The organism is Streptosporangium longisporum (assembly GCF_039534895.1).
GTDB lineage: Bacteria > Actinomycetota > Actinomycetes > Streptosporangiales > Streptosporangiaceae > Streptosporangium > Streptosporangium longisporum.
The window spans coordinates 267376-281073 of record NZ_BAAAWD010000019.1 but is presented as its reverse complement, the minus strand read 5'-3'; the positions used below and the strand labels follow the sequence as shown (position 1 = coordinate 281073).

Sequence of the window (13698 nt, the reverse complement as noted above, 5' to 3'; positions counted from 1 at the left end):
TGGGGGAGGACGAACGCGCATGGCGATGACCGGTGTGGTCAAGGACGAGCTGAGCAGGCTTCCGGTACTGAAGCCCTGCTGCCGCAAGGCCGAGGTGTCGACGCTGCTGCGGTTCGCGAGCGGGCTGCACCTGGTGAGCGGGCGGATCGTGATCGAGGCCGAGCTCGACACCAACGTCACCGCCCGGCGGCTCATCAAGGACATCGGCGAGGTCTTCGGGCACAAGGCCGAGGTGCTCGTGCTGGCCCCGGCCGGGTTGCGCAAGGGCTCGCGCTACCTCGTGCGGGTCTACCGCGACGGGGAGGCCCTGGCCCGCCAGACCGGCCTGATCGACAACCACGGCCGCCCGGTGCGCGGCCTGCCGCGCCAGGTCGTCGCGGGGGCGACGTGCGACGCCGAGGCCGCCTGGCGGGGGGCGTTCCTGGCGCACGGCTCGCTCACCGAGCCGGGGCGTTCGATGTCGCTGGAGGTCACCTGCCCCGGGCCCGAGGCGGCGCTCGCGCTGGTCGGCTCGGCACGGCGCCTGAAGATCCACGCCAAGGCCCGGGAGGTCCGCGGCGTGGACCGGGTGGTGGTCCGCGACGGTGACGCGATTGGCGCGCTGCTGACCCGGCTGGGTGCCCACGACAGCGTGCTGGCCTGGGAGGACCGGCGGATGCGCCGGGAGTTCCGGGCCACGGCCAACCGGCTGGCCAACTTCGACGACGCCAACCTGCGCCGTTCGGCCCGCGCCGCGGTCGCCGCCGGGGCCAGGGTCCAGCGGGCCCTGGAGATCCTCGGCGAGGAGGCCCCCGAGCACCTGGTGATCGCCGGTCGCCTGCGGGTGGAGCACAAGCAGGCGTCCCTGGAGGAGCTGGGCCAGCTCGCCGACCCGCCGCTGACCAAGGACGCCATCGCCGGCCGCATCCGCCGCCTGCTGGCCATGGCCGACAAGCGCGCCCAGGACGTCGGCATCCCCAACACCGAGGCCAACCTCACCGTGGACATGCTCTCCCCCTGAGGACGGTACGGCGGTCCGGGCCGCCCGCCGGGAGCGGAACGCTCCAACCGTCCGGCGGGGAGCGCGGGGGTGGGCACCGCGGGGCCCGCGGGGCGGGTGAGGCCGCCGGGGTGGCGTCCGCGCCGTCCTCGCGGGGGCGTCCCGCGGGGTGCGGATCGTGGCCCGTCGTCGCAGGTCCCGGCGGGGCTGGAGGAATTTACCGGACGATCCGGGCGTCTTACGTGAAGGGTGCGATACCCCTTCATGAAGCATGAAATAACGCACCCTACCCCTCCAGTGGTCTACACCAATTTGGGTCCGATAGGGTTCGTGGTTGAGGTTTCAGCCACCCCCAGTCGCCGGTCCCACGATCGGCGCACCGACGTACGAGGAGATCGGCACCGTGACCATCCGCGTAGGCGTCAACGGATTCGGCCGTATCGGCCGCAACTTCTGGCGTGCGGTCGCTGCCAGCGGCAAGGACATCGAGATCGTCGCGGTCAACGACCTGACCGACAACGCCACCCTCGCTCACCTTCTGAAGTACGACAGCATCCTCGGCCGCCTGCCGTACGAGGTGAAGAGCACCGCCGACGAGATCATCGTCGACGGTAAGACCATCAAGGCCTTCGCCGAGCGCGACCCGGCCAAGCTGCCCTGGGGCGACCTGGGCGTCGACGTCGTGGTGGAGTCCACCGGCTTCTTCACCGACGCCAACAAGGCCCGCGTGCACGCCGACAACGGCGCCAAGAAGGTCATCATCTCGGCCCCGGCCAAGAACGAGGACGTCACCGTCGTCATGGGCGTCAACCACGACACCTACGACCCGGCCAGCCACACGGTGATCTCCAACGCCTCCTGCACCACCAACTGCCTGGCCCCGATGGCCAAGGTCATCAACGACACCTTCGGTATCGAGAAGGGTCTGATGACCACCATCCACGCCTACACGCAGGACCAGAACCTGCAGGACGGCCCGCACAGCGACCTGCGCCGCGCCCGCGCCGCCGCGCTGAACATCGTGCCGACCTCCACCGGCGCGGCCAAGGCCATCGGCCTGGTGCTGCCCGAGCTCAAGGGCAAGCTCGACGGCTTCGCGCTGCGGGTGCCGATCCCCACGGGCTCGGCCACCGACCTCACCGTCGAGGTCGGCCGCGAGACCACCGTCGAGGAGGTCAACGCCGCGCTCAAGGCCGCCGCCGAGGGCCCGCTCAAGGGCTACCTCACCTACACCGAGGACCCGATCGTCTCCTCCGACATCGTCACCGACCCCTCCTCCTGCATCTTCGACTCGGGCCTGACCAAGGTCATCGGCAACCAGGTCAAGGTCGTCGGCTGGTACGACAACGAGTGGGGCTACTCCAACCGCCTGGTGGACCTCATCGAGCTGGTCGGCGCCGACCTGCGATGAAGGACATCACCGAGTTCGACGTGAAGGGTCGGCGCGTCCTGGTGCGCGCCGACCTCAACGTCCCCCTGGAGGGGGACGTCATCACCGACGACGGCCGCATCCGCGCCTCGGTGCCGACGATCAAGGACCTGGCCGGTCGCGGCGCCCGCGTGATCGTCGTCGCGCACCTGGGCCGCCCCAAGGGCAAGCCCAACCCCGAGTTCTCCCTGGCCCCGGTGGCCAGGAGGCTGGGAGAGCTGCTGGAGGCCGAGGTCGCCTTCGCGACCGACGTGGTCGGGGAGTCCGCCCAGGCGGTCGTGGACGGCCTCCAGGACGGCCAGGTGGCCCTGCTGGAGAACCTGCGCTTCGAGCCCGGCGAGGAGTCCAAGGACGACGCCGCGCGGGCCGCGTTCGCCGGGAGGCTGGCGGCGTTCGCCGACCTGTACGTCGGTGACGGCTTCGGCGCGGTGCACCGCAAGCACGCCAGCGTCTACGACGTGCCCGGCCTGCTGCCGCACGCCGCGGGCACGCTGGTGCTGGCCGAGGTCGACGTGCTCAGGAAGCTGACCGACGACGCCGAGCGCCCCTACGTGGTGGTGCTGGGCGGTGCCAAGGTCTCCGACAAGCTCGGGGTCATCGGCAACCTGCTGACCAAGGTCGACCGGCTCCTCGTCGGCGGCGGCATGGCCTACACCTTCCTGGCGGCCCAGGGCTACGAGGTGGGCGGGTCGCTGCTGCAGGAGGACCAGCTGGAGCAGGTGCGCGGCTTCCTCGACGAGGCGGCCAAGCGCGGCGTGGAGCTCGTCCTGCCGGTCGACGTGCTGGCGGCCGTCGAGTTCGCCGAGGACGCCGAGTACGAGGTGGTCGACGCCACCGCCATCCCGGCCGACCGCGAGGGGCTCGACATCGGCCCGCGCACCCGCGAGCTGTTCGCGGGCAAGCTGGCCGACGCCGGCACCGTGTTCTGGAACGGCCCGATGGGCGTCTTCGAGTTCGAGGCGTTCTCCGGGGGAACCCGCGCGGTCGCCGAGGCGTTGATCGCTTCGGAGGCCTTCACGGTCGTCGGCGGGGGGGACTCGGCCGCGGCCGTGCGCAAGCTCGGCCTGCCCGAGGACGGTTTCTCGCACATCTCCACCGGTGGCGGGGCCAGCCTGGAGTATCTGGAGGGCAAGACCCTCCCCGGCCTCGTGGCCCTGGAGGAGCAGAAGTGAACCCGGAGGTCGGTGCCCGATGACAGTCCGCAAGCCGCTGATGGCCGGCAACTGGAAGATGAACCTCAATCACCTCGAGGCCATCGCCCACACCCAGAAGCTCGCCTTCGCCCTCAACGACAAGGACTTCGACCGGGTCGAGGTGGCCGTGCTGCCGCCCTTCACGGACCTGCGCAGCGTGCAGACGCTGGTGGACGGTGACAAGCTGCGGATCACGTACGGCGGGCAGGACCTGTCCGCGTACGACGGCGGGGCCTACACCGGAGAGATCTCCGGTGCGATGCTCGCCAAGCTCGGCTGCACGTTCGTCACCATCGGGCACTCCGAGCGCCGCCAGTACCACCGCGAGGACGACGACGTCGTCAACGCCAAGGTGCACGCGGCCTACCGGCACTCGCTCACCCCCATCCTGTGCCTGGGAGAGGGCCTGGACGTGCGCCGGCAGGGCGAGCAGGTGGCCTTCAGCCTCGCGCAGCTCGACGGGGCGCTCCGCAAGGTCACCGCCGAGCAGGTCGCGTCCATCGTGATCGCCTACGAGCCGGTATGGGCGATCGGCACCGGCGAGGTGGCCACCCCGGACGACGCCCAGGAGGTCTGCGGCGCGCTCCGGACGCGACTCGCCGAGCTGTACGATGCGCAGGTGGCCGCCGGTGTCCGTATCCTTTACGGTGGGTCGGTCAAGGGCGACAACATCGCGGGCATCATGGCGCAGCCTGATGTCGACGGTGCCCTGATCGGCGGGGCCAGCCTCGACCCCGGGGAGTTCGTTAAGATTTGCCGTTTTGGTGAATTGTCGAACTGACTGAGCCATTCGGGGGGTACGACTTGACATCACGTCATACCCTCTTAGAGCAAGTTTGAATCGTCACGCCTCGGCGTACACAGGGTCGTGCCCGGACGCGGGTCACGCGCACACAGGGAACAGGTCAACGGTGACAATCGGAATCTCCATCGCCCTCATGCTGGCGAGCTTGCTGATGATGCTGCTCATTCTGCTTCGCAAGGGCAAGGGCGGCGGTCTGTCGGATCTGTTCGGTGGCGGGTTCTCGTCGTCGTTCGGAAGCTCCTCGGTGGTGGAGCGCAACCTCGACAGGCTCACCGTCATCACCGGTCTCCTCTGGCTGGTGTGCATCGTCGCGCTGGGACTTCTCCTGCGACCCTGACCCGATTCGACAGGCGTGACAGTGGTTCACTCCCCGCATCCCCAAGCGGCGGGGCCATCGAGCAAGGAGTTCATCCGTGGGTAGTGGCAACGCGATCCGTGGCAGCCGTGTCGGTGCCGGCCCGATGGGAGAGGCGGAGCGCGGCGAGGCGGCCCCCCGTGTACGGGTGCCTTTCTGGTGCGCGAACATGCACGAGACGCGCCCCAGCTTCGCCAGCGACGCGGCCGTTCCCGAGTTCTGGGACTGCCCTCGGTGTGGTCTCCCCGCCGGTCAGGACGAGGCCAACCCGCCCGCCCCGCCGCGCAACGAGCCGTACAAGACGCACCTCGCGTACGTGAAGGAGCGCCGTAGCGACAAGGACGGCGCGCAGATCCTGGCCGAGGCCCTGGAGCGGCTGCGCTCCTCCTCGCGCCCGATCTACTAGTCCGGCTCCGCGCGGCCTCGTGCCGTGCGCCGTCGAAGGCCCTCGCGGTGATCCCGCGGGGGTCTTCGTCGTTCCCGGGCCGCCGGGCGGTCGCGGGCTGCCGGGCGCTCCCGGACTACCGGGCGGTCGCGGCCGGTCTCACCGCGCTCCGGTGCGGACGGTGAAACTTTCATCTCCCGGCGGGGGTCCGGTTCGTCGCGATCACGGTTCTGGGGTGCGCCGACGGACGGTCGGGACGGGGGCCGCGTTCCCGGAGGGTTGACCTTAGAAAACGCTTTCCATACCGTGCGGTCAGTCCGATGAACACGTTTTAATCGACGTCGCGAAGCACGGTGATCAGGTCGGCCCCCGCCTGAAGAGGATGACGATGACATGAGACGCCCCAGGTTCGGCCGCGCCCTGGTCGCGGCGTGCGCGATCGCCGTCACCGCACTGGGACTCCCGCAGTCGGCGCTCGCCGCGCAGCGGGCCTCCGCCCCGTCCGACGCGATGTCCGACGCCCCGTCCGGCGCCGTGCCCGGTGCGACGGCCGTCACGCTAGCCGTCACACAGGCCGTCACGTGGGCCTCGGCTCCGGTGTCGACGCGGGCCTCGGTGCCGGTGTCGGTGCCGGGTGCCGCGCCGGCTTCGGGAGCCGCCGGGACCTCGCTCGCCGACTACCCGGGGCCCGGCCGGGTCACCGGGGGACGTCCTCGTCCACGACCCCTCGATGGTGAAGAAGCCGGACGGCACCTACCTGCTGGTCCACACCGCGGACGGCATCGGCATCAAGACCTCCGCCGACCGGACGGCCTTCCGCAACGCCGGCGTCGTCTGGCCCAACGGGGCGCCCTGGACCACCGCCTACACCGGTGGGAGCCGCAACCTGTGGGCTCCCGACCTCTCCTACCGCAACGGCCGCTACCACCTGTACTACTCGGCCTCCACCTTCGGCTCGTCCCGCTCGGCGATCTTCCTGGCCACCAGCACGACCGGAGCCTCGGGGTCCTGGACCGACCGGGGGCTGGTCGTCGAGACCACGGCCGACAGCGGGTACAACGCCATCGACCCCAACCTCGTCGTCGACGGCCAGGGCAGGTGGTGGCTGTCCTTCGGCTCCTTCTGGTCCGGGATCAAGATGATCCGGCTGGACCCGGCCACCGGCAAGAGGTCGTCCTCCGACACCTCGGTCCGCGGCCTGGCGCAGCGGACCACCGCCTCCGGCGCGGTCGAGGCGCCCTTCGTCCACCGTCGCGGCGGTCACTACTACCTGTTCGTCTCCTTCGACCTGTGCTGCCGGGGGGCACAGAGCACCTACCGCACGATGGTGGGCCGCTCGACCTCGGTCACCGGGCCGTTCGTCGACCGTAACGGGACCCGGATGACCTCGGGCGGCGGGACCGAGATCCTGGCGGGCCACGGGAACGTCCACGGCCCCGGCCACCCCGCGGTGATGCCCGACGCCGACGGGGACCTGCTCGTCTACCACTACTACGCCGACGACGGCTCGGCCAGGCTCGGGGTCAACCTGCTCGGCTGGGACTCCGCCGGCTGGCCGTACGTCCACTGAGACCCCGCCGTACCGGCGGGAGGCGCGGTCCGGGCCGGGCGCAGAGCGCCGGCTCGGAGAACGGCGCGACGGCGACGGCCCCCGGGTCGGGAGCCCCCAGGGTGGCCTCGCCGGCGTGACCGGCCCGGCCGCGCCGGACTATGACGTCGAGCGGCGATGTGAGCGGTGACGTCAAGTGTGACGTCGGGCGGTGACGGGTGTGGCGGGGGACGGGTCAGGAGGCGAGGATGCGGCGGCCGGTGATCCGGCTGGGGGCGATCCTGACGTAGAGGTCGCGCTCACCGCCCGCCCAGGGCTCCACGCCCACGCCCGCCACCGAGGGCAGCTCCTCGGGAGCGACGTGGTGGACGGGGCCCTGGACGAGCACGCTCCATCCCTCCCGGCGGGTCTCGTCGATCCGGTCCACCTCGAAGCCGATCTTCATCTCGACGCCTTCGACGCCGGTGCGCAGGTCCTGGTCCATCGGGCCGCCCGAGCGCGTACGGAAGACGATCACTCCGTCGTGCACCCGGTAGTTGACCGGCAGCACGGACGGTCCGGCCGGGCCGTCGAAGGCGATCCTGCCGACGCCGCCGGGGGCGATGAGCCGCATGCACTCGTCCGGGGCGAGCTCCTTCGGCGGGGGAGGCTCGTCGTCCAGGGGCCGTTCCACGTCGCCGGCGAGCAGGTCGCCGGGCGTGGTGTCCAGCGCGTCGGCCAGGTGCGACAGCGCGCCGTCGGTCACGCCGACCGGGTTCTCCTCGATGTACTCCACCGAGGTCGGGGGGATGCCGCTGCGCTCGGCGAGCTCCTCGCGGCTCAGGCCGAGACGTTCACGGTTGAGGGCCACACGACGGCCGAGGCCGTCCGGTGCGGGGGTGATGTCCGGCATCGACACTCCTTGTTTTCGCGGGTGCGGTACGGCTCGCGCCGCGGGTGGGGGAGGGCGGCGGCGCGGCGCCCCGGTGTCGCTTCCATGGAGTGTGCATCGAATCGCCCGTATCTCGTCCATGCGCCTTGCCGGGCAATCCGACATAACCGGTGTGCCCCCATGTTGGGAACTTACGCCGCATAGGAGCATGACCATTACGAGACCTCCATCTTCCAGGCAGGGGTGGGGCGGGAAGGTGCCCCTGGTTTGCCAAACGATGATCATTGCGTGATGGTCGGGGCATGGCTGATCCGGGCACCGACCGGCTGCGCGCCGCGATCCGGCGCGAGCTGCGGTACGTACGCGAACAGGCGGCAGGGCTGGCCACGCGCGACTCCGAGCAGCGCTTCGAGCTCCGGCAGATCGCCAAGGCGACCCTGGCGGCGGTGCTGGCCTGGTTGCTGGCCGACCGCCTCCTGCCGCGCGAGACCGTGTGGATCGCCCCGGCGACCGCCGTCATCATGGTGCACGCGACCGTCTACCAGACCCTGACCAACGGGGTACGGCGGGTGTTCGCGGTCGCGGCCGGAGTGATACTGGCCGGCAGCGTCGGCTACCTCATCGGCCTCACCGCGCTGGGCCTGCTCCTGGTCGTGCCGCCCGCGCTGGTCGCGGCCCGCTGGCACCGGATGGGCCGCCACGGCACCGACGTGGCGACCACCGCGGTGCTGATGCTGTCGTTCGGCGCCGCCTCCCAGGAGCGCTACCTGCTGGCCTACGTGGTGGCCACCGGCGTCGGAGCCGTCTGCGGCGCGCTGGTCAACGCGATGCTCTGGCCCCCGCTGTACTACCGCCGCCCGCGCGAGGCGGTGCGCCGCCTGAGCGGGGAGGCCGCCACCCTGCTGGAGAACGTCGCCGGCGGAATGCGCGAGGGCTGTGACCTGTCCGGCCTGCCCGACTGGCGGCAGCAGGCCGAACGGCTGGACGAGCATCTGGCCCGGGCCGCCTCGGCCATCGCCGACGGCGCCGAGAGCCGCCGCTACAACCTGCGCGGCGCCCGCGTCCCTGAGCCGGACGACTACCAGCGGCTGCTGTCGGCGATGAGCGAGATCGGCGTGCACCTGCACGCCCTGGTGCGGGCGCTGGCCCACATCGCCCAGCGCGGGCGCCCCCACGGCGACGGCCCGCCGTGGATCAGCGAGGAGTTCGGGCGCGACTACGCCGAGCTGCTGGACCTGCTCGCCCGGGCGCTACGGGCCCGGATGCGCATCGCGGACGAGCCCGCGCGGCTGAGCGCGCTCATCTCCGTCGCGCTGGAGCGGGCCGACGCGATCCAGGAGCAGATGACCGAGGAGGTGCGCACCGGCAGCCTGGACCAGCCGCGCGGCTGGGCCGTCACCGGGAGCCTGCTCACCGACGCCGAACGCGTCCTGACGATCCTCAAGGCGCTGCACGCCGACTCCCTGCGGGACCCGGCCGTCCTCGGCGACGGGGACGGGGTGCCCGACGCCCTCGTGTGAGACGGGCCACAGGGAACGTACGGGCACCCGGCGTGCGGGCCCGGGTCAGGCGGTCCGGCCGCGGAGCGTTCCCGGGACCGCGCGCGTGATGACGGCGATCCGGTTCCACGCGTTGATCGTCGAGATCGTCACGACCAGCGCGGCCAGCGTCTCGGGCTCGTAGTGCCGCTCGGCCTCCGCCCACACCTCGTCCGGCACGGTCTCGCCGCGGTCGCACAGGCGGGTGGCCTCCTCGGCCAGGGCGAGGGCCGCCCGCTCGGCCTCGGTGAAGAAGGGCGTCTCCCGCCAGGCCGCCACCGCGTACAGCCGCTCGTCGCTCTCACCCGCGGCCTTGGCGTCGTGGCAGTGCATGTCCACGCAGAAACCGCAGCCGTTGATCTGGCTGACCCTGATCTTCACCAGTTCGCGCGTGGTGTGCGGCAGGTCGCTGGAGGCCGTGTACCTCTCCAGCCCCTGCATGGCCCGGTACGCCTCGGGGGCGAGCTCGGCGACGTTCATCCGCTGCTTCATCGGACACTCCTTAGTTTCTCCGGGTTCATCACGATGTCGATCTCGGTGATCCGGCCCTCGGACACGGTCAGCCCGTAGACGGCGTCGATCGTCCCGTTCCGCGTCCGCAGCAGCCCGGCCCGGCCGTTGACCGTGGCGGACGTCAGCACGCTGTCGCCGCGGTCGTACTTCCCGGCCACCCCGAGCACGAAGCGGGCCACCCGGTCGGCGCCGTGGATCGGCCGCCGGGCCGCCCCCACCACCCCGCCGCCGTCGCTGCGCAGCACCACGTCCGGGTCGAGCAGCAGCATCAGCGAGGCGAGGTCGCCCTCGCCGTCCCGGGCGAACCGCGCGAACGCCTCGACCACCCTGCGGTGCTCGGTCTCGTCGACCTCGAAGCGAGGCGCCCGCGCCGCGACGTGCCCGCGGGCACGGGCGGCCAGCTGCCGGCACGCGGCGGCCGACCGTCCGACCGCCCGCGCCACCTCCTCGAACGGCAGCCCGAACACGTCGTGCAGCACGAAGGAGGTGCGCTCGGCCGGGCTGAGCGACTCCAGCACGACCAGCATGGCCAGGCTCATCGACTCGTCCAGCGTCACCCGGTCGGCCGGGTCGCCGTCGGTCACCACCGGTTCCGGCAGCCACGGCCCGACGTACTCCTCGCGGCGTACGCGTGCCGAACGCAACACGTCCAGCGCGAGCCTGGAGACCGTGACCACCAGCCAGCCCGTGACGTCCTCGATCTCCGCGCGCCGGGTCCTGCCCAGCCGGAACCAGGCGTCCTGCACCACGTCCTCGGCCTCGTCGAGACTGCCGAGCAGCCCGTACGCCACGCCGACCAGCCGCGGCCGGATGGCCTCGAACTCGGCCGCGAGGGCCTCGTCACCGTTCACACGACAAGGACGGGACGGGCCCGGAGTCTGTGACATCCGTTCTGTGGCCGCGCGTCACGAGGTGGCGGGCGCCGTGTGCTCGGGGCCGGAACGGCGGATGGGGGTCAGCAGCGCGGTCACCGCGATCAGCAGGCAGGCGATGCCGGCGACGAGACAGGTCACGGTGACACCGTACTCGCCCGCACCCCAGGTCAGCACGGCCGCGCCCACCGGGCCGAGGGAGAAGTGGATGGTCCAGAACGCCGAGGTGACGCGGCCGAGCAGATGGTCCGGGGTCACCTGCTGGCGCAGGGACATCGAGCAGATCCCGGCCACGCTGACGCCGCCGAGGTAGACGGCCATCAGCGCGGCGATCACCGGGACCCGGCCGGAGAGGCCGACGCACGCCATGGCGACCCCGCTGACGGCGATGGCGCCGATCCAGGTGGCGCCGAACCCGAGCCTGCGGCGGACGGGCGCCACGAGCAGGGAGCCCGCGATCGTCCCCGCGGCGGCGATCGCGAGGACCGTGCCGACGGTGCCGTCGGAGCGGCCCAGGTCGTGCTTGAGGTGGTAGATCAGCACGTCGGTCATCCCGAGCGTGAAGAAGACGAAGAAGGACAGCAGGATCGTCAGGGAGCGCAGCACCGGATGCCGCCAGAGGAACCGGGCACCGGCCGACAACTCCCGCCAGGGCCTCTGCCGCGCCGGCGCGGGCTCGGTGACCCCGGTGCCTTCGGCGGCCTCGGCGGCCTCGGCGGCCTCGGTGACCCCGGTGACCCCGGTGACGTCGGCGGCCTCGGCGGTTCGGAACCGGACGAAGAACAGGCCCACCGCCGACAGCGCGAAGCTCACCGCGTTGACGGCGATCGCCGCGGCCGGTCCGAACTGCCCCGACACCACCCCGGCGAGCAGCGGGCCGCCGAGACCGGCCGCCGCGGCGGTCGCGTACAGCCGGCCGTTGGCCTCGGTGACGCGGTCGACGCCCACCAGGTTGCGCACCGCGGTCACGTAGGTGACCTGGAAGACCATGCCGACCGCCTCGCCGACCGGCAGCACCACGTACAGCAGCCAGACCTGGGGGCCGAACGTCCAGGCCAGCGGGATGAGCCCGTACAGCACCAGGCGGACGAGGTCGCAGCAGATCATCAGGGTCCGCCGGTCGAACCGGTCGGCCAGGACGCCCGCGAAGATCCCGGCGCACACCGACGCGGCACCCGCCACGCCCGTCAGCAATCCCATCTGCGCGACCGACCCGGTCACGTGCAGCACCAGCAGCGGGACGGCGATGTAGGCGAACGAGTCCCCGGCGACGGAGAGGGTCTGGGAGACCCAGAAGACCCCGAAGTTCCGGTCCCGCCACAACGGCGGCGAGGGCACGTCCTCCGCTCCCGATGCTTCCGCCACCGGATCACTATCACCCGCTTCGAGGATCTTTTCCAGTGATCGAACGATCTTCTACGGAAGGGCACCGGCGCCCCGCCACGGCCGCCGGTGCCGTCACGGGCCCCGTGACACCGCGATCAGCGGCGCGTCCCCCCGGCACCGCCGCTCGCCGGAAGGCCCTGTCACGGCCGGGGCGCCACAGGCTCACCCCCGCGCAGGCGGTCAGCGGCGGTAGACCTCCTGGCCGTCGACGAAGGTCATGGCGACCCGGGTCCGCCAGATGTCGGCGGCGGGCTCGGTGAACGGGTCGCGGTCCAGGACGACCAGGTCGGCGCGGTTGCCCGGGACGATGCTCCCGGCGTCGTCGTCGTGGTTGATCCACGCCGAGCCCGCGGTGTAGGCGGTCAGGGCCGTGGCCAGGTCCAGGCTCTGGCCGGGCAGGAACGGGGTCTGCGCCGTCGGGTAGTCCGCGTGCACCGATCCGCCCGGTTCGGTGCGGTTGACGGCCACGTGCATGCCCTGGATCGGGTCGGCGACCGAGACCGGCCAGTCGCTGCCCGCGCAGAACCGCGTGCCCGCGCGCAGCAGGTCGGCGAACGGGTACTGCCAGCCCGACCGTTCCTCGCCCAGGAACGGGATCGTCAGCTCGTCCATCTGGGCGTGGTGGGTGGCCCAGAGCGGCTGCAGGTTGGCGGTCACGCCGAGCCGGGCGAAGCGCGGCACGTCGGACGGCTCGATGATCTGCAGGTGCGCGATGTGGTGCCGGTTGGCCGGGTCGGTCCCCTCGAAGGCGTCCAGCGCCTCGCGGACGGCCCGCTCGCCGATGGCGTGGACGTGCACCTGGAAACCGTGCCGGTCCAGCTCGGCGACGTACCCTCCCAGCAGCGCGGGCTCGACGTACGACAGGCCGGTGCCGCCGCAGCGGCAGTAGGGCTCGATCACCGCGGCGGTGAAGTTCTCGGCGATGCCGTCCTGCATGATCTTCACCGAGGTGGCGCGGAACCGCTCCAGGCCCTCGGCGGAGCGGCGGCGCTCCAGCAGCTCGGGGATCTGCTCGGCGCCGCGGGTGCGGTCCCACCAGAGCGCACCCACCACGCGGGCCCGCAGCGCGCCCGAGGCCGCCGCCGACAGGTACGTGGGCAGCGGGTCCTCGCAGCCCGCGTAGGAGCCGATGATGGCGTCCTGCCAGCCGGTGACGCCGAGGGAGAACAGGTGTTCCTGGGCGGAGAGCAGGGCCTCGTGCAGGTCGCCGGGGGTGGGGCGGGGGGCGAGCAGGCCGACCAGGTCCATCGCGCCCTCGTGCAGCACGCCGCTCGGGGTGCCGTCGGGGTCGCGTTCGATCCGGCCGTCGGCGGGGTCGGGGGTGTCGCGGGTGATCCCGGCCAGCTCCAGCGCCCGGGTGTTCACCCAGGCGGCGTGGTGGTCGCGCTGGATGAGGTAGACCGGGCGGTCGACGACGTCGAGCTGGGAGCGGTGCGGCAGGCCGCCGGGGAAGGCCGACATGTCCCAGCCCCCGCCCTCGATCCACGCGCGCCCGGGATGGGACCCGGCGTAGGCGGTGACCCGCTCCAGGTAGTCGGGCAGGCCGTAGACCGCCGACAGGTCGCACCTGGCCCGCTCCAGGCCCGCCAGCACGGGGTGGATGTGCGCGTCGGTGAACGCGGGGGTCAGCAGCGCGCCGTCCAGGTCCACGACCTCGTGGCCCAGGGCGGCCAGCCGTACCACGTCGGACTCGGTCCCCACGGCGGCGATGCGGCCGTCGCGGACCAGGACCGCCTCGGCGAAGGCGCCGGCGGCGAGGAAGACCCGGCCGCCGCGGAAGAGCAGGTCGCTCACGGGAGTGGGGGGCATGGCTCTCCTCGGCG

At 72.0% G+C, this 13698-nt stretch carries 13 protein-coding genes; 8 read left to right on the top strand and 5 right to left on the bottom strand.

Translation table 11 applies throughout. The features are described 5' to 3' along the window. Positions 1–19 precede the first annotated feature (19 nt). The 7 genes from whiA (at position 20) to ABD832_RS33165 (ending at position 6716) form a co-directional block, all read left to right on the top strand. Positions 20–1000 (top strand): DNA-binding protein WhiA, encoded by a 981-nt coding sequence (gene whiA / locus ABD832_RS33195; RefSeq protein ID WP_344903497.1) that lies wholly within the window; start codon positions 20–22, stop codon positions 998–1000. 382 nt (positions 1001–1382) lie between these two features. Next, on the top strand, positions 1383–2390 hold the full coding sequence (gene gap / locus ABD832_RS33190; RefSeq protein ID WP_344903494.1) for a type I glyceraldehyde-3-phosphate dehydrogenase: 1008 nt from the start codon (positions 1383–1385) through the stop codon (positions 2388–2390). Next, positions 2387–3580, top strand: a complete 1194-nt coding sequence (locus ABD832_RS33185) for a phosphoglycerate kinase (protein WP_344903492.1) — start codon at positions 2387–2389, stop codon at positions 3578–3580. The genes gap and ABD832_RS33185 overlap by 4 nt, the downstream gene beginning before the upstream one ends. Positions 3581–3599: 19 nt before the next feature. Then, a complete protein-coding gene (gene tpiA / locus ABD832_RS33180; protein ID WP_344903489.1) occupies positions 3600–4382 on the top strand; it encodes a triose-phosphate isomerase in 783 nt (260 codons plus the stop codon). Positions 4383–4512: 130 nt separating this feature from the next. Beyond that, on the top strand, positions 4513–4743 hold the full coding sequence (secG, locus tag ABD832_RS33175; protein ID WP_344903486.1) for a preprotein translocase subunit SecG: 231 nt from the start codon (positions 4513–4515) through the stop codon (positions 4741–4743). Positions 4744–4819: 76 nt separating this feature from the next. Beyond that, entirely contained in the window at positions 4820–5167 is a 348-nt protein-coding gene (locus tag ABD832_RS33170; protein WP_012892502.1) for an RNA polymerase-binding protein RbpA, read from the top strand. A 709-nt stretch (positions 5168–5876) separates the two neighbouring features. Next, on the top strand, positions 5877–6716 hold the full coding sequence (locus ABD832_RS33165) for an arabinan endo-1,5-alpha-L-arabinosidase (protein WP_344903483.1): 840 nt from the start codon (positions 5877–5879) through the stop codon (positions 6714–6716). A 214-nt stretch (positions 6717–6930) separates the two neighbouring features. On the opposite strand, the gene ABD832_RS33160 is transcribed toward ABD832_RS33165, so the two are convergent. After that, the gene (locus ABD832_RS33160; protein WP_344903481.1) at positions 6931–7587 is read right to left on the bottom strand and encodes a pyridoxamine 5'-phosphate oxidase family protein; all 657 of its coding nucleotides are present in this window, start codon (positions 7585–7587) and stop codon (positions 6931–6933) included. Positions 7588–7868: 281 nt separating this feature from the next. Between ABD832_RS33160 and ABD832_RS33155 the strand changes: the two genes are divergently transcribed. Beyond that, positions 7869–9086, top strand: a complete 1218-nt coding sequence (locus ABD832_RS33155; RefSeq protein ID WP_344903478.1) for an FUSC family protein — start codon at positions 7869–7871, stop codon at positions 9084–9086. 45 nt (positions 9087–9131) lie between these two features. On the opposite strand, the gene ABD832_RS33150 is transcribed toward ABD832_RS33155, so the two are convergent. The 4 genes from ABD832_RS33150 to ABD832_RS33135 all read right to left on the bottom strand — a co-directional run bounded on the left by ABD832_RS33150 (position 9132) and on the right by ABD832_RS33135 (position 13684). Next, positions 9132–9596 (bottom strand): carboxymuconolactone decarboxylase family protein, encoded by a 465-nt coding sequence (locus ABD832_RS33150; RefSeq protein WP_344903475.1) that lies wholly within the window; start codon positions 9594–9596, stop codon positions 9132–9134. Beyond that, a complete protein-coding gene (sigJ, locus tag ABD832_RS33145) occupies positions 9593–10468 on the bottom strand; it encodes an RNA polymerase sigma factor SigJ (RefSeq protein WP_344903472.1) in 876 nt (291 codons plus the stop codon). Before sigJ ends, ABD832_RS33150 begins: the two co-directional genes overlap by 4 nt. Positions 10469–10522: 54 nt before the next feature. Continuing rightward, positions 10523–11854, bottom strand: a complete 1332-nt coding sequence (locus ABD832_RS33140; RefSeq protein ID WP_344903469.1) for an MFS transporter — start codon at positions 11852–11854, stop codon at positions 10523–10525. Positions 11855–12055: 201 nt separating this feature from the next. Further along, positions 12056–13684 (bottom strand): amidohydrolase, encoded by a 1629-nt coding sequence (locus ABD832_RS33135; protein ID WP_344903466.1) that lies wholly within the window; start codon positions 13682–13684, stop codon positions 12056–12058. Positions 13685–13698 lie beyond the last annotated feature (14 nt).